At 41.1% G+C, this 21,049-nt stretch carries 20 protein-coding genes, 2 tRNA genes and 1 other annotated feature (1 of these 23 running past the window's edge); of the genes, 14 read left to right on the top strand and 8 right to left on the bottom strand.

Annotated elements, in window-relative coordinates; genetic code table 11:
- Window positions 1-11 (top strand) — a binding site (T-box leader) (it extends 197 nt beyond the left edge of the window).
- Window positions 12-70: 59 nt separating this feature from the next.
- On the top strand, window positions 71-1,342 hold the full coding sequence (tyrS, locus tag NSQ99_RS13145; RefSeq protein WP_340837091.1) for a tyrosine--tRNA ligase: 1,272 nt from the start codon (window positions 71-73) through the stop codon (window positions 1,340-1,342).
- A 55-nt stretch (window positions 1,343-1,397) separates the two neighbouring features.
- Here the strand turns inward: tyrS and NSQ99_RS13140 are convergent, their stop codons facing one another.
- The gene (locus NSQ99_RS13140; RefSeq protein WP_340834771.1) at window positions 1,398-2,726 is read right to left on the bottom strand and encodes an IS3 family transposase; all 1,329 of its coding nucleotides are present in this window, start codon (window positions 2,724-2,726) and stop codon (window positions 1,398-1,400) included.
- A gap of 198 nt (window positions 2,727-2,924) precedes the next feature.
- On the opposite strand from NSQ99_RS13140, the gene NSQ99_RS13135 reads away from it, so the two are divergent.
- From NSQ99_RS13135 to NSQ99_RS13125, 3 genes are read left to right on the top strand one after another with little or no spacing between them, the layout of a single operon-like run.
- Window positions 2,925-3,605, top strand: a complete 681-nt coding sequence (locus NSQ99_RS13135) for a response regulator transcription factor (protein WP_340837089.1) — start codon at window positions 2,925-2,927, stop codon at window positions 3,603-3,605.
- Complete coding sequence (locus NSQ99_RS13130; protein WP_251665706.1) at window positions 3,602-5,350, top strand: sensor histidine kinase; 1,749 nt, start codon at window positions 3,602-3,604, stop codon at window positions 5,348-5,350. Before NSQ99_RS13135 ends, NSQ99_RS13130 begins: the two co-directional genes overlap by 4 nt.
- Window positions 5,334-5,813 carry a hypothetical protein gene (locus NSQ99_RS13125; protein WP_251665705.1) on the top strand — a complete coding sequence of 160 codons (480 nt, stop codon included), beginning with the start codon at window positions 5,334-5,336 and terminating at the stop codon, window positions 5,811-5,813. Before NSQ99_RS13130 ends, NSQ99_RS13125 begins: the two co-directional genes overlap by 17 nt.
- A 96-nt stretch (window positions 5,814-5,909) precedes the next feature.
- On the opposite strand, the gene NSQ99_RS13120 is transcribed toward NSQ99_RS13125, so the two are convergent.
- Window positions 5,910-6,125, bottom strand: a complete 216-nt coding sequence (locus NSQ99_RS13120; RefSeq protein WP_251665704.1) for a DUF2536 family protein — start codon at window positions 6,123-6,125, stop codon at window positions 5,910-5,912.
- Between the two features lie 96 nt (window positions 6,126-6,221).
- On the opposite strand from NSQ99_RS13120, the gene NSQ99_RS13115 reads away from it, so the two are divergent.
- Window positions 6,222-6,356 carry a hypothetical protein gene (locus NSQ99_RS13115; RefSeq protein WP_285855558.1) on the top strand — a complete coding sequence of 45 codons (135 nt, stop codon included), beginning with the start codon at window positions 6,222-6,224 and terminating at the stop codon, window positions 6,354-6,356.
- Between the two features lie 285 nt (window positions 6,357-6,641).
- Here NSQ99_RS13115 and NSQ99_RS13110 read toward each other — a convergent pair.
- The 3 genes from NSQ99_RS13110 to NSQ99_RS13100 all read right to left on the bottom strand — a co-directional run bounded on the left by NSQ99_RS13110 (window position 6,642) and on the right by NSQ99_RS13100 (window position 8,277).
- A tRNA-Thr gene (locus NSQ99_RS13110) sits at window positions 6,642-6,717 on the bottom strand.
- Window positions 6,718-6,749: 32 nt separating this feature from the next.
- Window positions 6,750-6,825 (bottom strand) — tRNA-Thr (locus NSQ99_RS13105).
- 156 nt (window positions 6,826-6,981) lie between these two features.
- Window positions 6,982-8,277, bottom strand: coding sequence for a hemolysin family protein (locus NSQ99_RS13100; RefSeq protein ID WP_340837085.1), 1,296 nt, complete (start codon window positions 8,275-8,277; stop codon window positions 6,982-6,984).
- Window positions 8,278-8,696: 419 nt separating this feature from the next.
- Between NSQ99_RS13100 and NSQ99_RS13095 the strand changes: the two genes are divergently transcribed.
- The 3 genes from NSQ99_RS13095 to thiI all read left to right on the top strand — a co-directional run bounded on the left by NSQ99_RS13095 (window position 8,697) and on the right by thiI (window position 11,896).
- Window positions 8,697-9,416, top strand: coding sequence for a lytic transglycosylase domain-containing protein (locus tag NSQ99_RS13095; protein WP_340837083.1), 720 nt, complete (start codon window positions 8,697-8,699; stop codon window positions 9,414-9,416).
- 111 nt (window positions 9,417-9,527) lie between these two features.
- Complete coding sequence (locus tag NSQ99_RS13090) at window positions 9,528-10,679, top strand: cysteine desulfurase family protein (RefSeq protein ID WP_251665702.1); 1,152 nt, start codon at window positions 9,528-9,530, stop codon at window positions 10,677-10,679.
- A complete protein-coding gene (gene thiI / locus NSQ99_RS13085) occupies window positions 10,676-11,896 on the top strand; it encodes a tRNA uracil 4-sulfurtransferase ThiI (RefSeq protein WP_251665701.1) in 1,221 nt (406 codons plus the stop codon). Before NSQ99_RS13090 ends, thiI begins: the two co-directional genes overlap by 4 nt.
- A 109-nt stretch (window positions 11,897-12,005) precedes the next feature.
- Here thiI and NSQ99_RS13080 read toward each other — a convergent pair whose 3' ends face one another.
- A complete protein-coding gene (locus NSQ99_RS13080; protein WP_251665700.1) occupies window positions 12,006-12,707 on the bottom strand; it encodes a TerC family protein in 702 nt (233 codons plus the stop codon).
- Window positions 12,708-12,842: 135 nt separating this feature from the next.
- Here NSQ99_RS13080 and NSQ99_RS13075 point away from each other — a divergent pair, with 135 nt between their 5' ends.
- A complete protein-coding gene (locus tag NSQ99_RS13075) occupies window positions 12,843-13,514 on the top strand; it encodes a TerC family protein (RefSeq protein WP_340837079.1) in 672 nt (223 codons plus the stop codon).
- A gap of 27 nt (window positions 13,515-13,541) precedes the next feature.
- Here the strand turns inward: NSQ99_RS13075 and NSQ99_RS13070 are convergent, their stop codons facing one another.
- Window positions 13,542-14,726 carry an IS256 family transposase gene (locus NSQ99_RS13070; RefSeq protein ID WP_210178541.1) on the bottom strand — a complete coding sequence of 395 codons (1,185 nt, stop codon included), beginning with the start codon at window positions 14,724-14,726 and terminating at the stop codon, window positions 13,542-13,544.
- A 268-nt stretch (window positions 14,727-14,994) separates the two neighbouring features.
- Between NSQ99_RS13070 and NSQ99_RS13065 the strand changes: the two genes are divergently transcribed.
- The 4 genes from NSQ99_RS13065 to NSQ99_RS13050 all read left to right on the top strand — a co-directional run bounded on the left by NSQ99_RS13065 (window position 14,995) and on the right by NSQ99_RS13050 (window position 18,843).
- On the top strand, window positions 14,995-15,474 hold the full coding sequence (locus tag NSQ99_RS13065; protein WP_251665698.1) for a hypothetical protein: 480 nt from the start codon (window positions 14,995-14,997) through the stop codon (window positions 15,472-15,474).
- Window positions 15,475-15,502: 28 nt separating this feature from the next.
- Window positions 15,503-17,350 carry a translational GTPase TypA gene (gene typA / locus NSQ99_RS13060; RefSeq protein WP_251665697.1) on the top strand — a complete coding sequence of 616 codons (1,848 nt, stop codon included), beginning with the start codon at window positions 15,503-15,505 and terminating at the stop codon, window positions 17,348-17,350.
- 21 nt (window positions 17,351-17,371) lie between these two features.
- Complete coding sequence (locus tag NSQ99_RS13055) at window positions 17,372-17,659, top strand: YlaH-like family protein (RefSeq protein ID WP_251665696.1); 288 nt, start codon at window positions 17,372-17,374, stop codon at window positions 17,657-17,659.
- Between the two features lie 119 nt (window positions 17,660-17,778).
- Window positions 17,779-18,843 carry an LCP family protein gene (locus NSQ99_RS13050; RefSeq protein WP_340837077.1) on the top strand — a complete coding sequence of 355 codons (1,065 nt, stop codon included), beginning with the start codon at window positions 17,779-17,781 and terminating at the stop codon, window positions 18,841-18,843.
- Between the two features lie 155 nt (window positions 18,844-18,998).
- Here the strand turns inward: NSQ99_RS13050 and NSQ99_RS13045 are convergent, their stop codons facing one another.
- A complete protein-coding gene (locus NSQ99_RS13045; RefSeq protein ID WP_251665694.1) occupies window positions 18,999-19,586 on the bottom strand; it encodes a YhcN/YlaJ family sporulation lipoprotein in 588 nt (195 codons plus the stop codon).
- Window positions 19,587-19,683: 97 nt separating this feature from the next.
- Here NSQ99_RS13045 and NSQ99_RS13040 point away from each other — a divergent pair, with 97 nt between their 5' ends.
- Window positions 19,684-21,021, top strand: a complete 1,338-nt coding sequence (locus tag NSQ99_RS13040) for a PhoH family protein (RefSeq protein WP_340837075.1) — start codon at window positions 19,684-19,686, stop codon at window positions 21,019-21,021.
- The last annotated feature ends 28 nt before the right edge of the window (window positions 21,022-21,049 follow it).

The raw sequence follows: 21,049 nt of genomic DNA, 5'->3' as shown, positions 1-21,049 counted from the left end.
TCGTCCCTTTGTCTGCACTGCAGATGAAGGGGCTTTTTTATTGCAATAAAAAGAAAGAGGAGTGGTAAGAATGAACATTATCGATGAATTAGAATGGCGCGAAGCGATTAACCAGCAAACAGACGCGGAAGGGTTACGTAAGCTAACTAGCGAGAAATCAATTTCTTTATACTGCGGTGTTGACCCAACGGGCGACAGCATGCATATCGGTCACTTGATTCCATTTATGATGCTGAAAAGATTCCAGCTTGCAGGACACCGTCCCGTTATATTAATTGGCGGAGCAACCGGAACGATAGGTGATCCAAGCGGTCGTGCTTCTGAGCGTTCCTTACAGTCACTCGAGCAAATTGAGCAAAATGTTAAAGCTTTAACGGAGCAAATGAAAAAGCTGTTCGTAACTGAGGGAGACAATCAGGTTCGACTCGTGAATAACTACGATTGGATTTCGAAGATTAATGTTATCGAGTTTTTACGTGATTACGGTAAAAACTTTAGCATCAACACGATGCTTGCCAAAGACGTTGTATCCAGCAGGCTCGAAAGCGGTATTTCCTTTACTGAATTTTCGTACCAAATTCTTCAGTCGTTAGACTTTTTGCATCTATACCAGCATGAAGATGTTCAGCTGCAAATCGGTGGCTCTGATCAATGGGGGAATATTACCGCTGGTCTAGATCTGATTCGTAAAAAAGAAGGTGCAGATACAGAGACTAAAGCATTTGGCTTAACGATTCCACTAATGCTGAAATCCGATGGAACGAAATTTGGTAAAACAGCTGGCGGTGCAATCTGGCTTGATCCAAATAAAACGACACCATTTGAATTTTACCAGTTCTGGGCAAATACAGATGATCGTGATGTTATTAAATACTTGAAATACTTCACCTTCCTAGGCAAAGAGGAAATCGATGCTTTAGCTGAGAAGGTAGCTACAGAGCCGCATAAACGCGAAGCTCAAAAAGCACTTGCTGAAGAGATGACTCGATTTGTCCATGGTGAGGAGATGCTTGAGCAAGCGAAGCGCATTACTGCCGCATTGTTCAGTGGAGATATCAAATCCCTAACCGCTGATGAGATTGAGCAGGGCTTTAAAGAAATGCCGACTTTTACGGCAAGCCGTGAAGAAAGTAATCTTGTCGATTGGCTTGTTGAGCTCGGTATCGAACCGTCTAAGCGCCAAGCACGTGAAGACATCACTAAGGGTGCGATCATGCTGAATGGTGATAAAGTTACAGAGCTTGATTTTGCAGTTACAGCTGATCTTGCAATCGGTGGGAAGTTTATTATTATTCGCAAGGGTAAGAAAAACTACAGTCTTGTTAAGCTTGAACAAAACTAATATGAGGAGATGTGTAAAGTGGTACCTATGTCAAGGACACAGTAAAAAAAAGAGATTACGCAACTAAGAGATGGTTTCTGTATTGTACAGGAGCCATCCTTTTTAAATTCCATTGGTAACGATAATTGTTGTAATAGACGATGTAATGATCGATTTTCGCTTTAAGTTCATCCAGAGTTTGGACAGATTCAAAGTTCACTTCATCTTTAAAATGACCGAAAAATGATTCCTGAGGCGCATTGTCCCAACAGTTTCCTCGGCGTGACATCGATTGATCTAAATTGTGTTTCTTTAGTAGTTTTTGATATTTCGGGCTTGTATAATGAAATCCTTGATCTGAATGAATAAAAGCCTTTGGGTGGAGTTTGACTTTCTTATTGCGTACTAACCTTTCAATCGTTTTTGTTGCAATGTCTAATGTGATTCGGTCCGAGACATGATAAGCTAATATTTCGTTGGTAGAGCCATCTTTTATGGTCGACAAATAAGCCATACACTTTCCGTTATACGGCAAATAGGTGATATCCGTTAAAAGTACTTTCCCAGGGACACCTTGTTTAAACTCTCGGTTTAATTTATTTGACACAACACGATGTTCTTTCGTTGCTCTTGCTATTTGTTTATAAGGATTTGGTCTGCGGTGAGGACAGACAATCCCGTACTTCTGCATGATGCGTTGGATCTTTTTACGGCTCATAACACACTTGTAATCCTGTTCAAGCGTCATCTTGATTGAACGTGAGCCCTTTTTATAACCACGCCGATTAAAGGCTCTTAAAATCAAATCTCGTGCTTCTAAATCCTTCTGTTCCTTAATTACTCGCGTATCTCGCGCTTTTAAGAAGCTGTAATAGCCTGAACGAGAAACATTTAATAGTTCGCAAAAATAGGTTACCATGCGTTCAAATGGAAACGTAGTGAGTGTGTCTGAAAGTAATTGAAAAATCTTATTTGTGCTTATTTTTTGGCCTTCGTTTAGTAGCCTCCTTTCTGTCGCTTCGAGCTTTTTTAGCAGCTCTATCTGCCCTTCCAATAGCTGAATACGTGCAGCCTGTCTTTCCATTATTTCAGCCATTGTTAATTCACGCTTTAATGGTCTACCTGATCCAGACTTTCGTGTATCCGTTAACCCGATTAAACCATTCTTTTCATACGCTTTTCGCCAACGTGATGAAGATTGTTCAATTCGTTTGATACCAATCATTTTTTCATCAAATCCGTATTCCTTGAAGATTTGTCTTGGTGTTTTCCCGGTTAAGTATTCATCGATAAACTTACTTTTGAATGCATCTGTATACGTAATGGTACGTTCACTAACTTGTTGTACATTTGGATTCTTTTGAAGTAGCTGTACATCTTTGGGTGAAAATAATAGTTTACTCATAGTAGCCTCTAGTCCTCGTCCTCTAATCTTAATTTCTAGTATATAAAAAAACCTGTAGTTCGCACACTCTTTTTCAAGTGTCTTAACTACAGGTATCATTCTAGTGTACACATAGCGTACACATCTTTTTTTTATAATGATCTTGTAACAGGAACACAATAATAACGAACGATACGTGAGAGGTCTGGGGTGAGAAGGATGAAACGCACACTGCTACTTGTAGAGGATGATGTGCATTTAAGGGAAATTATTAGTGATTATTTTATTGCCGAGCAATGGTCTGTTGTGGAGGCTGAACATGGAGTTATTGCGATAGAGAGGTTTGATGAGCAAGTATTTGATCTTGTCATTCTTGATATAATGATGCCGCTGCTTGATGGCTTTTCAGTGTGTCGTCATATAAGAAAGCATTCTGATGTGCCAATCATTATGATAACAGCAAGAGTAGCTGATGATGATCAGGTCTATGGCTACGAGCTAGGTGCTGATGAATATGTCACGAAGCCGTTAAGTCCCAAGGTGTTAGTTGCCAGAGCAAATGCATTAATAAAAAGAGCAGAAGGAATGATTGGTTCTGATGATGATCAGCTAACCTTTGGACAGCTATCGATTAGGCCTCGATCACACCAAGTGAAGGTCAATAGAGAAGAGGTGCATTTGTCTCCGAAGGAATATGAGCTGCTCCTCTATTTCATAAGACATCAACTTAAGGTGCTAAGCCGAGAGCGGCTGCTAATTGCGATATGGGGTATGGACTATGAAGGTGATGAGCGAACGGTTGACACCCATATTAAAAAACTTAGAGCCAAATTAGGAACCGAAGGACGCTTCATCAAAACCGTCATTCGTGCAGGCTATAAATTTGATTCGTCGTTATGAAACGTCATTCAGTAGTACGTAAGCTCTTTATTATTACTTCGTTCATTATTATTGGTTTACTTACGATAGTCCTTATGTTAGAAAGCTTGTTTTTTGAACGATTCTACAAATCAGTTAAGCAGCACGAGCAAGAGACAGCGATAGTGAAGCTGATAGATGAAGTAGAAGCTCTGCAGTCTAATGAACAGGAGATTGCTTATACGATTGGAAGGGCGATGAATGAATACGACGCTAGTATTGCACTACTTAATGAAGATCTCAGTGTAAGGCCGTTGGATGTTTACTTCATTCATTTGCAGAGTGGTACGCAAATCATTAAGGTGATGATCAATGAAGAGGGTATGCGATACGGTGAGTTACCGAGCGGTATCTCTCAAGGGCAAACATTGGTGGTTGACGGGATTTTTATGGATCAGCACGATACCGTTATGCATCCTATTAATTTTAATCCTGAAGCCTCACAGCCTGAGCCTGGCTTAGTACGTGTGAGTGGAACAATTAGTAGACTACTATTGCCAGAGCAGCGCTCGTACAACCCGCTGTATCAGGATTTGCTTATTACAGATATGATCCAAGATTGGAACACAAGTGAACCTGCTGCTACCAGCAATCCGAAGCCATATGTGACTACGGAATGGATAGATTCATGGAGTGGTGTCACCTATATTGCTACATTAGGCAAACTAGAGGCGTCCAATACAAGTATTGTGATGATGGAATCGCTTCAACCAGTCAACGAAGCCATTGCGATGCTGCGTAAGTATGTGATGGTGCTGTTTCCTTTCATTGTCGTGATCGTTATTATACTAGCAGTAATGTATTCACGTTATATTGCAAGACCTTTAGTTAAAATTAATGGTTTTGCAGCTCAATTAGCACAGCTGCAGTTCTCTGGAACACCACCTGTTCAATCACGTGATGAGTATGGTGAGCTTTCGAGTCACCTTGTCACATTATCACATAATTTGGAGCGAGCGCTTGAAGAAGTTAAGCTAAGAAATGAACAGCTCCAAGTTGAAATCGATCATAAGATACAGCAGGAGGAGCTGCGTAAGGAGCTTGTTGCAAATATTGCTCATGAGTTAAAAACTCCGCTTTCGGTAGTGAAAGGATACGCTGAGGGCTTGCAAGATGGGATTGCAGCACATAAGCAGGATGCATATCTTGCTCATATCGTACGCGAGACCGATGTGATGAATGAATTAATTATGGATTTATTGGAGCTATCCAAATATGAAGGCAATGCGATCAAGCTCAAGTTAGCCAATATTAATCTTGTAGAGCTGTTGCAAGCTGAAGTGCAAGCCTTAGCGATTCATCTAGCGAATAAAGCATTAAAGGCCAATATTGAAACGTCAATGCTAACCGAGCCATATGTTGTAGGTGATTATAAACGGTTGAAGCAAGTAATTGTCAATTTACTAAGCAACGCAGCTCGTCATGCTGATTCAGGTTCAACAATAACCATTACCGTTAAACCTATCGATGCCGGAAGGGTTAAAGTAACCATTTATAATGAAGGACAGCCTATTTCAAAGTCGAATCTGCAGCGGATATGGGATAAGTTTTACAGAGTAGAGCAAGCACGAGATCGACGATCAGGAGGAACTGGGCTAGGTCTTACAATCGTCAAACATATATTACTTCTGCATCATAGTGAGTTTGGTGCAGTGAATCAGTTAGATGGCGTAGCATTTTATTTCACACTAAAAGAAGGACGTGTAGAAGATGATGATAAAAACTAAAGTATTCATTGGAATAACTGTACTAGCATTCGTGCTTGGCGGATGCGGCAATGCTAATAACGGAGCAAATAAAATTAGCTCGGAACCAACACCAACACCTACAGCACTAGAACAGCATGATGACGTTAGCAATGAGGAGCTGCTTATTATTATTGATCAGACGGAAAAACCGATTGAGGGTGAGAAGGGTAGCTTTGATTTTGTTGTTAAGAAACGCCCTGAAGGCTATGCCTTGACGACGATGGAGTGGAGCTCGGCTAATCATCACGTCGAGAATAGCTTACAGGAAGCGATTCAGCATGGTGCGGATGGAGAGGATGGCTTCTACATTAGTGGCAATGGACAATTTATGGGCTTTTTCTATGACAGCTCTTTAGCTGGAGAAAAAGGAGAGGTTACCTTTACGTTCAGTAATGAGCAAGGCGATGAAGTGAAGTGGAGCAAGGAAATCACATTACTTTAGGCTGAATCTAGCTAGAGGAACAGTAAAAAGCGCACTGATTGGTCATACTAACGATGACTAATCGGCGCGCTTTTTAAGTTTTAGTCATAAAGATAATTAACGATTCTGACGCAGCTTATAATGCACATGTGCAGTATACAGCATCTTTTCAAAAAGTGGATGAAATACCGCTTGATGCTGAATGGCTGCAGGCTCGAGCATCAGTGCTTTATTGTTATCAATCTGCTCGGTGATCTTTGCTTCCAGCTCTTTTAATGAAAAGGCTTCGTAGAATTCAACTTTTGTTTCTAATAAATCAAGGCGAAATTCCATAAACAATCTCCTTCGTTCATTAAATGTTCAAAATTCAATTTATTTTACACAGCGTTTTCGTGTACACTGACTATAAACAAGAAAGGAGGGGGAGAAATGTCTGATATACCAACGTCGGCATGGGTTTTTAGCATTGTAATTATTGCCCTCGTTACTTGGGTCACGTTATGGGTCACAAAAAAGGCTTATTCAAAAAAATGGGATGAATCTGATAAGAACGAGATACAGTAACTGCTGCTACCTGCAGCAGTTATTTTATTTTAGCGGAAGTTAATAAAAGTCCCGCTTTGATCACGATGTAGTACTGAACGCATAATCGACATCGAATTTTGAATTCAGCCGGGTCTTCCAGTGCTCACGTACATATTACGTACGCTGCGCTCCTCAGCCCCTAGCTTTATCCAAACTTCTTGGTGCTGAAAACGGTACTTTTTTAACTAGATTTAATATCACTAAACAAAAACTCACTAAACAAAAAAACTTCCTCGCCGACGGCAGAAGAAGCAATGTTAAAAGTGGTGCCGCCTAGAGGACTTGAACCCCCAACCTACTGATTACAAGTCAGTTGCTCTACCAATTGAGCTAAAGCGGCTCGGTATAAAGTTGAATCGGATTGTGTTACAATGGTGCCGCCTAGAGGACTTGAACCCCCAACCTACTGATTACAAGTCAGTTGCTCTACCAATTGAGCTAAAGCGGCACGTGTCGAACACAAAAAGTATTATCACATAAATAAATAAAATAATCAACCCCTCTATTCAAAGATTAAATTTTCCGAAAATTCACTATCAGTGAGCATTAAAAAAGACTATGCTGATCACATGAGATCAGGCATAGTCTGTTGTCTGTATAGTTATTAAGCTGTTTCTTCGTTTGTTACTTCAACACGCTCATTAATTTGCATTTCTATTTTACGAATTCTGTTTTTACTTGTTTCGCGTACGATAAAGGTTAAGTGTTCATATTCTAGCGTTTTATTCGCTTTTGGTTCTTGAAGGTTGCTATACACCCATCCCCCGATGGTTTCAACCTCTTCTTCCTCGAAGGAAACTCCAGTCATTTCTTTAATCTCATCGAGCAAAACCTTACCATCAAGAAGGTAGCAGTTTTCATCAAGCAGCTCGATTTCCTTACGTTCATCAGCATCGAATTCGTCTCGAATTTCACCGACGATTTCTTCAATAATATCTTCAATTGTAATTAATCCCGAAGTTCCACCATATTCATCGACTAGTATAGCGATATGAACGCGCTCCTGCTGCATGCGCTTCAACAACGTTTTAACTGGTGTAACCTCAGATACGCTTAATACAGGATGAATAAGCGATTTAATATCGAAGCTATTCCCTTTCGTATACTCTAAAAATAGCTGCTTCGTATTAATCATACCTACAATATTGTCCTTGCTTTCCATTGCAACAGGAAAGCGAGTGTATTGCTCACGGCGAATGATGTCCAAATTCTTCTCAATCGAATTATTTGTATATAGACAAATCATATCCGTACGTGGCACCATAATTTCTTTAGCTAACAGCTCATCAAATGCGAAAATTCGGCTCACATACCCATACTCGGTATTATTGATTTTACCGCTTTGAAAGCTCTCATTCAAAATAATTTGAATTTCTTCCTCTGAGTGAGCATCCTCATGCTCCTTGACTGGCTGAAGTCCGAATAGTCTGACAAGTCCGTTTGCTGATCCATTCAATGTCCAGATAAAAGGATACAACAGCTTATAGAACCATATAAGCGGCTTTGCTATTAGGAATGAAATTTGCTCTGCTTTCTGTATTGCCCACGTTTTTGGAGCTAACTCACCAACAACAACATGAAGAAATGTAATGATGATAAATGCAATCCCGATCGATAATGGATGACTAAGTGAATCAGGCATACCCATGTTATGAAATACTGGTGAGAGAATGGCTTTCACTGTTGGTTCACCTAAAAAGCCCAGACCTAAAGCGGTGCAAGTGATACCTAACTGACATGCAGATAAGTAAGCATCCAGATTACTTGTAATTTTTTGAACTGATGCGACACCCTTCTTTCCTTCTAGCACAAGTTGATCAATTCGACTAGAACGAATTCTTACGATGGCGAACTCCGCTGCGACGAAAAACCCAGTCAAAAAAATTAGTAAAGCAATCATGAACAACTTCAGACCTATGTCCATTTGTAATTTTCACTATCCTTTTTATATATATTTTGGTGCTTATATTATACTATATCGAAAATATGAGTTATCTATCAACCTGAGAAAGCTTGTGAAACGGTTTATATTACGTTATAAAAAGCATCAAATGGTGATTAGAAGAAGCTAAAGGCGCTATTTTGCCCTAAAACCCTATAGTTTTCGTTCAAAAGCTTCGTTTTCTAGATTTGACTGGTTAAATTTTACTGTAAATTCCAAGTGCGTGCGATCCACTATACGTATGTTATAATTATGTATAATGAGTATTCATTTTTTATATGTAATGGTCGATATATTACATAATGTACAGTGTCTATTCATATTGAATAACGCTTGAACTCCTCTAGAAGTGAAGACTATATTATGGAGGTATATTAGTGGAAGCAAACGATATTAGAGCTGTAATGCAGCAGCAGCAAACCTCACAGCTCGATTACTATACAGGAAAAAAGGTTGCTAAAACAAAGGACAATGCAGCATTTGATAAGCTATTGCAGCAGTCTGAGCAGAAGGTATGGGATCCAAAACTAGCAGATACGGCTCAAGATGATAACGAACGGGTTATTTGGGGGTATCTGCAAGCCAGTGGAGTAAGTCATGTGCAAAAATTCGGCGAATACGAAGCAAGTGCTGTTCATATCGGTACTGCCGCGGCTGCACAGACAGCAGCGCCATTAGCTAAAGCCTCTGCGATTAGCAGCTTTGATGCTTTGATCGAGCATGCTGCGAGCAAGTATGGAGTAAGCGCAGATCTGATTCAAGCGGTTATTCAGACAGAATCCAACTTTAATCCAAATGCTGTGTCGTCAGCAGGAGCAAAGGGTTTAATGCAATTGATGGATGGAACCGCAAGAGGTCTAGGCGTGACTAATTCCTTTGATCCGCTGGAAAATATTGAAGGCGGTACGAAATATTTGGCCATGCTTCTTAAGAAATATAATGGAAACGAATCGATCGCACTTGCAGCGTATAATGCAGGTCCTGGGCGTGTTGATCGTCTAGGGATTTCAAATGCTTCTGAGCTTGAGCAAAAGCTTCACCTATTGCCAACAGAGACTCAGCGCTATATTAGCAAGGTCAAGGCTATATTGGCATAACTTAGAAACGGGAATACGATATTTCCACAGAAGTGGGGGTTTCGTAGCTCCCGTTTTTGTTGTATATTGTAGGTTGTTAATCGAATTTGAACGGAAGAAGGTATACAGCTTATGCTTTATTTTGACCATTGTGCTTCGACACCTCCGCATGAGGATGTTGTTCGGACGATGATGGAGGTAATGACAAAGCATTATTCGAATCCCTCCTCCTTACACAGTGGTGGTGTTGCTGCTGCTCGACTTATCGAGAAAGCAAGGGAGCAGGCTACACAGCTATTGAACACGAAGCAGGGCCGCTGGATCTTTACTTCAGGCGGTACAGAATCGAATAATTTGGCTATAAAGGGTGTTGCGCGTGCGTTCAGCAATCGTGGCAAGCATATTATTACAAGTAGCATAGAGCATGCCTCTGTATATGAGGTAATGCAGCAGCTTAAGGAAGAAGGCTTTGAGATCACTGAGCTTGAAGTCGATGCGACAGGACATGTGTCCGTAGATGATGTTCGAGCGGCTTTACGCGAGGATACGATTCTTGTGAGCATCATGCATGTTAATAATGAGCTTGGAAGTATACAGCCCATCGCTCAAATTGGTCAGCTGTTGAAAAGCTATCCAAAGCTGCAATTTCATGTTGATGCAGTACAAAGCCTAGGTAAGCTGCCTATTGATATTGAAGGCTGGGGAATTGACCTGCTTAGTGGTTCTGCACATAAATTAAGAGGACCTCGCGGAGTAGGGTTTTTGTATATTAGGAACGGGCTTGAGCTTGCACCGTTGCAGGCTGGTGGCTCTCAGGAGTATAGCATTCGTGCAGGCACAGAAAATATAGCAGCAATCGTGGCAAGCGCTAAGGCGCTTCGACTAGCTGTAACAAGTCAGCAGCAATCTGCAAAGCAAGCAGAAGAGCTTTCTACTTATTTAAAAGAGCAAATAGGGAAGCTGCCTGAGCTTAAGCTTAACGGGGGAGCACCTCAATCTCCTTTTATTGTGCACTTTTCTTATCCAGGCATGAAGCCCGAGGTCGTTATTCATATGCTAGAGCAGCGTGGAATTTTAGCTTCAACTCGATCAGCCTGCTCCTCTAAGGATGACAAGCCTAGCCGAGTATTACTTGCTGTCGGAGCGACAAGAAGTGAAGCGTCTGGTGGTATTCGAATTAGCTTTGGGCAAGAGCATACCATCACCGATGTTGATCGGCTAATTGATGCAATGAAGGATATAATACAAACATTGAAACCGCTGGAGAGGGGTAATACGAAGTGAATTTCGACCGCATAGTTTTGCGTTACGGTGATCTAACGATGAAAGGTCGTAACCGTAAAGTATTTGAAGATAAAATGCTAAAATCAGTCAAGAGAGCGATGAAGCCATTCGAGCAAGTCACCTATTGGAGAACATATGGACGCTTATACGTGATATTGAACGGCACGCCTCACGAGCCTGTCATTGATCGTTTGAAGGACTTATTCGGTATTGTATCGGTAAGCCCGGTTATTTCCGTGCCTTCTGAATTAGAGGCAATTCAGTCTGCTGCTTTAGATATTATGGCTTCATTAAAGTCTATGCCTAAAACATTTAAGGTAAGCGTGAAGCGAGGATGGAAGGGATTCCCTCATGTCACTCATGAAGTAAATCACCTTGTAGGTGGACATATTCTGCCAAAATACCCTGAGCTGAAGGTTGATGTTCACAATCCAGAATTAAAGCTGAAAATCGACATTCATGAGGAATCGACTTATTTGTATTGGGAGAGCATTCCTGCTGCTGGCGGCTTCCCTTATGGAACGAGTGGAAAGGCGATGCTTCTTCTATCAGGCGGTATTGATAGTCCTGTCGCTGGATGGTTGGCTTTGCGAAAGGGCTTAGAGCTTGAGGCTGTGCATTTTCACAGCTATCCATTTACTAGTGAACAGGCTACAGAGAAGGTAAAAACGCTAACAAGAAGACTTTCTTACTATAGTGGTGTACCGATTCGTCTACATCTCGTACCATTTACCGATATTCAAACCAAAATTGTACAAGGCAATCAAGAAAATTTAACCATTACATTAATGCGCAGAGCAATGCTTCGTATTACAGAGCAGCTTGCTGCTCAGGTTAAAGCTAACGGAATTGTTACGGGTGAGAGCTTGGGGCAGGTAGCAAGTCAGACGCTTTCTAGTATGAATGTCATTGGTCGCGTCGCTTCGTTGCCATTTATTAAGCCATTAATCGTTATGGACAAGCAGGAAATTATTGAAATTGCCAAAAAAATTGAGACGTATGAAACGTCAATTTTACCTTTTGAGGATTGCTGTACATTATTTTTGCCAAAATCCCCGAGTACAAATCCTAATCTACGTGTTGTTGAACGAGTAGAAAGCAACATGGAAAATTATGACGAGCTTATTCGGCAGGCAGTTGAAGGTACAGAAACCGTACTGCTTAACTGGAACGAACAAGCTAAGCCGGAGAGTAAAGAAGAAGAGGACTGGTTCTAGGCCTTGTAAAATATTAACTTGCTAATCTTTATTACATTAAAAAAGCACCTATTCCAGTCATTATGCTGTAGAACAACTAATGGCTGTGATAGGTGCTTCTTTATATTAGTTAAGCTGCAGATTGAGACGATTTCGCCTGTTTTCGTTTGTTTAACGTGTAGCCTGTGCCAAGAACGATGAGCATGACAGCGACGATAAACACCCAATACAACACGGGCTTGTCCTCAAAGAAGGCGCTAAGGTTAAAATATTTCGCTTTTTCACTGGAGATCATATTTGCAGCAGTATAAGCAAGAACTGCTCCTCCAATATATAAAATCCAATTATATTTGTTCACAAGCTTAATAAATAAAGTACTTCCCCATACAACGACTGGCACACTTATAATAAGTCCAATTACAACAAGCATCATATGACCGCTTGCCGCTCCAGCTACTGCAATGACATTATCTAGCCCCATGGCCGCATCGGCAATAATGATAGTCCGTATTGCTTGACCAAGTGTGGTGCCAGCCTTAATGTCGTCATGCTCATCCTCTTGAACGAGCAGCTTAAATGCAATCCATACGAGCAAAAGTCCCCCTGCTAAATGAAGCCATGGTAGATCTAAAAGCTTAACGACAAGTAATGTCGCTAATATTCTGATTGTGATGGCACCGACTGTTCCCCAAATAATTGCTTGTTTTTGTTTATCCTTTGGTAAATTACGCGCTGCCAGTGCAATAACGATGGCGTTATCACCTGCTAGCACAAGATCGATAAAAATGATGTTAAGCAGTGCAAACCACCATTCTCCGGATGTAATATCCATTCTGTCGGTTCCTCCTTAATAAAATGTCCATATAGAAGCTTACACCAATTTATGCTAAACGTGAAGTGAAATTTTACTAGATCGAATCATATTTGGACAACCAAAATCATACCCTCAGTACAGGGAGGGAAAGATGTGGACAGCCTTATAGTGTTTATGCAAATTGTACTTATCAATTTATTATTAAGCGGAGATAATGCCATTATTATCGCTATGGTAAGCAGTCAGCTGCCAGAGAAACAGCGTAATAAAGCGATATGGCTCGGAACGCTTGCAGCGGTTGTTATGCGCTGTCTGCTCGTGTTATTGGCACTTCCATTGCTAAGCATTCCATTTATTCAAGCAGCAGGTGGTGTCGCTTTGTTATTCATCACATTTAAGCTTTTAGTTGATCTGAGAAGCAACAAGCAAGAGCAACAGCTTGTGAAGCAGCTTACGATGACTGGGGCGATCTGGACGATATTTACGGCTGATTTTGTTATGAGCTTAGACAATGTATTAGCTATTGCGGCCGTTGCCAAAGGTGACCTGGTACTTATTATGCTCGGAATTGCAATAAGCATCCCTATGATCATTTGGGGGAGTAAGCTTTTGGACACTCTGCTTAAGAAGTTTGTTATTCTCGGCTATTTGGGTGCAGCATGCTTGGCCTATGCTGCAGGGGAAATGTTTATAAAAGATGTAGGAATGCACGCCTTACTCTTGCATAAATTAAACAACTATTATACGATCATTCCAATATTATGTATTCCTCTTGTTATCTTTGCTGCATTAGGTCAGGTAGCGTCAAGAATTTTGTGTAAATAAAAATAACCTTTACTTGTAGCAGTTGAATTACGTGTTGCTTTTGAACATGGCTTGTAGTTCTGCACGAGCTTGGTCAAAGCCAATATGACATCTTGTAGCAAAGCGTTGGTTATAGCCTTCGAACTGTGAAACTAAAAATTTCTCTAGTGCTTCTTCGTGAGGAAATTGTTCTTTCCGTTTCGTGTATTTCTTGATCTGCTTGTTAAAAGATTCAATAAGATTCGTAGAGTAAATGCTTCTCCAAATCGACTGTGGAAAGCTGTAAAACGTGAAGATATACGGATTCTCCACTAAAGCTTTCGTTGCTTTAGGATAAGCAGTTTTCCACTTATCACAGAAACGTTCTAGCGCTTCACGACCAGCTTGCTCATCCTTTGCGCGGTATATTGTTTTGAAATCATCACAGATCTCAGCACGATCAGACACACGCACTTTATGAGCAAGATTGCGAGCAAGATGAACACAGCAGGTTTGGTATTTGGCACTTGGAAAGACCTCGAAAATGGCATCAACCATACCTTTTAACCCATCAGAAATAAAGAGTAGCACTTCTTCTGTGCCTCTTTCTCGAAGGTCTTGCAGAAGCTCTTTCCATACGTAGGCAGACTCAGTTGGAGCGATGGCATAGCTAAGCACCTCCTTAGAACCGTCTTCACGAATGCCTACAGCTAGGTAAACGGCTTCTTTCGAAACAGTCTCACGCTTTACAGCAATGTAGGTTGCATCCAAATAGACACAGACATAGCGCTGGGCTAATGGGCGCTTTAGGAACGCATCAACATGCTCTACCATCACTTGCGTCATGTTAGATATGGTTTGTGGTGTGTAATGATGCCCATACATTTTCTCGATCAGATCAGCGATTTCAGTCATGGTTACGCCCTTTTGGAACATATGAATGACAAACGATTCTAACGTGTCGTTGGATCGCTTGTAGGGCGCTACGGTCTGCTGCTTGAACTCTCCATTACGATCACGAGGGATTTGAAGGTGCAGATCGCCGTATTCCGTATGGAGCGTACGTGTATAGCTGCCGTTACGAGAATTGCCTGTATTGAAGCCTGCACGATCATACTTTTCGTAATCTAGGAAGGCGGTTAACTCGGTTGTTAACAAGTGATTCATCGCTCTTTCGAGGTGAATACGAAAAATTTCAGTCACATCTTGTTTTGTAACTAGAGCTTGGACTAAATCTGTTGTAAAATGATTCATAGGGAAGACCTCTCTCTGTGAATTTTGTGTGGTAACTCAATTCTACAAGAAAAGGTCTTCCTTTTGCATTTATTCATTTACACATAATATTTTATACTCTCTAGGTCAGCAAAGGCGACAGCAATAATTAGAAGCATATTTCCATTATTTTATGAATGGGAATATGTTTTTTTGTGCAAACATAGTCTAAAGCCTAGTTTTTTTACAACAATTCCGTTAAACTAAAAAAGATCAAAAAATGTAAGAAGCTTAAGGAGCGGAATGCAGAATGAATAATAGATATTCCGCCGGAATTATCTTACTGATTATTGGTGCTGTCATTTTGTTAGGAAAAGCAGGATTATTCAGCTTTTTAGGAATGATGTTTTGGCCTTTACTGGTTCTAATTCCTGGCATATTAATTCATGTGCTTTATTTTGGCAGAGTGCTCCCAGCAGTAACGTTAGTTCCAGCGGGTATGTTGGTAGTCTATGCTATTCTCTTTATTTTCTGTAATATTTTTGGTTGGGATAGCTTACGTTATCTTTGGCCGCTGTTTATATTTGGTGTAGCCGTTGGATTGTTTGAATATTATCTATTCGGTTCATCTAAGCAGCGTTATATAAAGACAACTGCCATAGGGCTTGGTGCTGCATCATTGGTTTGCTTGTTATTAATTGCACTTTGGGGCTGGGGCATATATGTCGTAGCAATCATTTGTATGTTAATCGGGCTGTACATGATGTTTGGATCTCGCGTGCGTTGGTAATTTAAACAAATGGAGTGGACACATCTAAATGAAGGCAAGAGAAAATTTACGTAACATCGCTATTATTGCACACGTAGACCATGGTAAAACGACACTGGTTGATAAATTGTTACAGCAATCAGGTACGTTTAAAGAACACGAAAGTGTTCAAGAAAGAGTTATGGATTCCGGCGACATTGAACGTGAACGCGGAATTACAATCCTTGCAAAAAATACAGCAATTAATTACAAGGATTATTTAATTAATATTGTTGATACACCAGGGCACGCTGACTTCGGTGGCGAGGTAGAGCGTATTATGAAAATGGTCGACGGTGTATTGCTTGTCGTTGATTCTTTTGAGGGCTGCATGCCGCAAACAAAATTTGTTTTGCGTAAAGCGCTGGAATCTGACCTGACTCCAATTGTAGTAGTTAATAAAATTGACCGGCCAAATGCTCGCCCAGCTGAGGTTATCGATGAGGTGCTTGATCTGTTTATCGAGCTAGGAGCGAATGATGAACAGCTTGAGTTCCCAGTCGTTTATGCATCGGGTCTAATGGGGACGTCTAGTCTTGAACCGGAACCTGAGAAACAAAATAATAATATGCAGACGTTATATGAAACAATTATTGAACATATTCCGTCTCCTAAAGAGAGTGTAGATTTACCGCTTCAATTTTTAGTTACTTTACTTGATTACAATGAGTACTTGGGACGCATTGCGATTGGCCGTGTTAACCGTGGTGTGATTAAGCAAGGTCAACCTATTGCTGTTATTAACCGCGAAGGTGTTGTAAAGCAAGCAAGAATTGAGAAGCTTTTCGGCTTCCAAGGCTTGAAGCGTCAAGAAATTCAAGAAGCAGGCGCAGGAGATATCGTTGCAATTGCCGGGATTAAAGAAATTAATATCGGTGAAACGATTGCTGATCCTGCAAACCCAGAAGCATTGCCTGTACTGAAAATTGACGAGCCTACACTGCAAATGACATTCCTAGTTAACAACTCTCCATTCGCAGGTCGTGAAGGAAAATGGGTGACTTCTCGTAAGCTTCGTGAACGCTTATTCAAGGAGCTTGAGACAGATGTTGCACTAAAGGTTGAAGAAACAGAATCTCCGGATGCATTTATCGTATCTGGTCGTGGTGAGCTGCATCTTAGTATTCTGATTGAAAATATGCGTCGTGAAGGCTATGAGCTTCAAGTATCTAAGCCAGAAGTTATCGTTAGAGAAATTGATGGTGTTAAATCCGAGCCTTATGAGAGATTGCTGATTGATATTCCGGAAGAAAGCATGGGCTCAGTAATGGAATCATTAGGAACGCGTAAAGCGGAAATGGTCAATATGATCAATGATGGCTCTGGTCAAGTTCGTCTTGAGTTCATTATTCCTGCACGTGGACTTATCGGTTATCGAACAGCGTTCTTAACATTGACAAGAGGCTACGGCATTATGAACCATGCCTTTGACAGCTACGGTGAATACGTTCCTTCAACTGTTGGCGGACGCCATCAAGGTGTACTGGTCAGCAGTGAAAACGGTGTGAGCACATTCTATGGTATGCTAGGTGTAGAGGATCGTGGTTTGCTATTCCTAGAGCCAGGCTCTGAGGTTTATGAGGGCATGATCGTAGGAGAGCATAATCGTGATAACGATATTATCGTTAACATCTGTAAAGAAAAGCAGCTTACTAACGTTCGATCTTCAGGTAAGGATGATACCGTTAAGCTAAAAACTCCGGTACTATTCTCACTCGAGCAAGCGCTGGAGTATTTGAATGATGATGAGTATTGTGAAATTACTCCAAAAACTGTTCGCTTACGTAAAAAAATCTTAAACAAAAGTGAGCGTGAGCGCGCGGAAAAACATCGTAAAATGGCACAAGCAAATTCATAATTGCTTGAGGGAGGCATATGAATGCAAGCGTGGTTAAGTGAGCATCCGCTCATTTCATATCTTTTCATTCTTGGGATGACGTTTTACATTTTTCAAAACGTGTTTAGACCTCAACGGGTCAAGCTACCTTTGTTGAAGGCAATCTTCATGTATTTGACGATGATTATTGGTGCGGGTATTTTGCTCATTATGCAAATCGACCGATTGCCAATTATTCAGTGTATGGCTGTTGCCATCGTTATGATGGTTATGCTTAGAGCTCGTCAGTTGTATGATAAGTGGAAAGATAAATCTACGACAGCAAAGTAATGCTTTAAGGTGTACACGTGAAGCAGCACCTACTAACCTTATGGTTGGTGAACAGGTGCTGCTTTTTTTACTTAAGTCTTATTCTTTTTTACAAATGAATAACGAATGAAGGTGATGGTATGGCTACAAATAAGCCTCAGCACACTGGCGAGCAGCAGATTGCAAGCCGTGTTCAAACTAAAAAGTCGAAGAAAAAGGCAAAGAAAAAACGCCCGTTTCTAAAGGCATTATTATTTATGCTTATATTTATATTATTAGCTGCAGCAGGAATAGGAACTTATGTATATATTAAGGGCAGTGATGCGATTAAAAATATTAGTATAGCAGTAGACGAGGATGAATCAGGTGCGAAAATCTCTATACCTGTAAATGAATCAGTAAAAGAAAAACCGGTAACGATGCTGCTGCTTGGCATTGATCAACGCAGCGGAGCGGGCGGATTGAACACTGACGTTGTGATGGTTGCTGCTCTAAATCCAAACACTAAAAAAGGTGCAGTCGTTGCAATGTCGCGTGACACAAAGATTACCTATGATGGGAAAACGCGTAAAGCCAATGCTTTTTATGCGAACTATTATGTAGCTGCTCAGCGTGAAGGCGCTGATAAAGTAGAAGCGATGAGAAAAGCAAAGGAAGCTGCGAAGCAATTGTTCGGTGATTTTTACGATATTCCGTTGCAATATGCTGTTTCTGCTAACTTCCAGGGCTTCCAAGATGTTGTTGATGTGTTAGGTGGCGTTGAGGTTGACGTAGATATGCGAATGCGCTGGACAGATTCGCACGATGGCACTGATATTGATCTGCACCCAGGATTGCAAACACTTGATGGTAAGAAAGCGTTAGACTTTGTACGCTTCCGTCAGTCAAAAGGTAATCCGAATGCTTCCAGCGACTTTGAACGTAATTCACGACAGACGATTGTCATTAAAGCGATTATGAACAAAATGATTTCTTTAGGCGGCGTTACAAAAATCGGATCGGTTATCGATGAAATAACGGAAGACGTTCATACCGATATGCCGAGTGAAGAGCTAACAAGAATGCTGACGACCTACTACAATATTGACCTTGATGATATTACGTTTACGACGCTTCAAGGCAAATGGAAAAGTCCATATGTTGAAGCAGATGAAAGCTCATTAGCGGAAGTTAAGCAATTGTTACAATCGATAATATCAGAATGAGTTATCCAGTACCGTCATATACTAAAGTAGTTAAGCAACCACAGTCACGAGAGAATGTGAGGAGGCAGAGCTATGATGGTATTGAACTGGAATTGGATGGAGCATCATAAGCTCGCATGTAAAGCCTAGTACAAGAGACTAGGCTTTTTGTGTTTTTATTTCCCTTTCATGTTTTGCTCATGTTCCTCGACTAGCTGCTCAGGTGTTTGATACGTACCATTACTTTCTGTAGCTTCGATTTGATGTTCCTTTTGTGCAGGCATGAGGTCCGCTGGGACTTGCGGTACAATACGTCCAACAATATCAGCAAGCTCTTCGGCTATCCCTTGAAATGGTCTGCCTGCTCGCATATCTTTACCGACCTCTGCAATCCGCTCCTGCAGATCGATGTCTGCTGTAACGATTGCATTGATACCTAGTGGATCGTTCCGAAATGCCTCGGCTACAGAGTATTTAATCGTACCTACACGTGAGCGTTCTAGATTTGGATCAACATTAATACCTACGATTGCATTATTTCCCATAATGACAACATGAGCGTCCTCTACACCTTCAATGCCTTTCGCGAGCTTTTCCAGATGCACAATGGCTTCATCTTGATTAGCTGATATTGACTGGGGCTTAACTTGCTGTGTTTGCATCGTCTGATCGTTATTATTGTTGTTGGAGGGTGGGGTTGCATTCGAGTTACAGCCAACAAGCATTGTTATCATCATCGTTAATACAACTAGTTCCTTTTTCATATGTTTCACCTCGAGTAGTCACCATACTAATTTCAGTTGTAGTATGACCATAGCAGCCGTATTCTATGTGCATTGACGAGAATGAGGAGGGAGCTCTATGAGCCAAATTGTAGTTCTTGATACGAATGTGCTGTTGCACGACCCACAAGCGATTTTTGCTTATCCAAAGGATGAAGTGATCATTCCTGCGATTGTATTGGAGGAAATTGACTCGAAAAAGCGGCTTGCTGATGAGCTCGGAAGAAATGCGAGGTCAGTTTCTCGTTCATTAGATAAAATCAAGGAGGAAGGTAAGCTTCATAGCGGTATTAAGCTGCCGAGTGGAGGGAGCATTCGCGTTGAGCTGAATCACCGTAATTTTGCGCAGGTGCAAGAGCTATTTGGTGAGATCACGAATGATCATCGCATTATAGCTGTAGCAATGAATTATCATGTCGAGCAGCAGGAGCTTCCAGAGTCCGAGCGTAAACAGGTCATGCTAGTGAGTAAGGATGTTTTAATGAGAATAAAAGCAGACGTGCTTGGGCTTGCGGCTAAGGACTACATAAGTGATCCTGGACTGCATGCTGATGATCGATATAATGGATACTTTACGCTGCATGTGCACCCTGCGATTATTGATGAATTTTATTCGTTCCGATATTTAATGATTAACAGCCTAGGATTACAGCATCGATTAAATCCTCACGAATTTGTCATATTGAAGGATGAGCTTGGAACGACAAAATCTGCTCTGCTCAAGGTTAATCATAATGCAACAAAGCTCGAGCCACTGTTTTTAAGTAATGATCCTGTATGGGGAATTACTGCACGCAATGCTCAGCAACGAATGGCATTAGAGCTGCTCATGAACGATGATATTCCTCTCGTGACGTTAACAGGAAAAGCTGGCACAGGAAAAACATTACTAGCTCTTGCAGCGGGTCTTTTGAAGGTGGAGGATGAGCACAAGTATAAAAAACTTCTCATTGCACGGCCGGTCGTCCCGATGGGAAAAGATATCGGTTACTTGCCTGGAGAAAAAGAGGAAAAGCTCCGACCGTGGATGCAGCCTATCTATGATAATTTAGAATTTTTGTTCGACACAAAAAAATCTGGCGATATAGATAAAATACTAATGGGACTCGGCAGTATTCATGTCGAGGCATTAACCTACATAAGAGGACGATCGATACCTGGACAATTTATTATCATTGATGAGGCACAGAACTTAACGAGCCATGAAATTAAAACGATCGTATCGCGCGTAGGTGAGGGTAGTAAAATTGTGCTTGTAGGCGATCCAGAGCAAATTGATCATCCGTACCTTGATTCCATAAGCAACGGGCTGACGTACGTCGTGGAGCGCTTTAAGCAAGAAAGCTTAAGCGGTCATATTGCATTAGAGAAGGGGGAACGCTCCAAGCTAGCTCAGCTAGCCGCTGATTTGTTGTAGAGTGTATAATAGCTGTCCATAAGCTATC

This window comes from Paenibacillus sp. FSL W7-1287, assembly GCF_038004245.1.
Taxonomy (GTDB): Bacteria; Bacillota; Bacilli; order Paenibacillales; family Paenibacillaceae; genus Pristimantibacillus; species Pristimantibacillus camelliae.
This window is presented reverse-complemented; position numbering and strand designations above follow the sequence as displayed.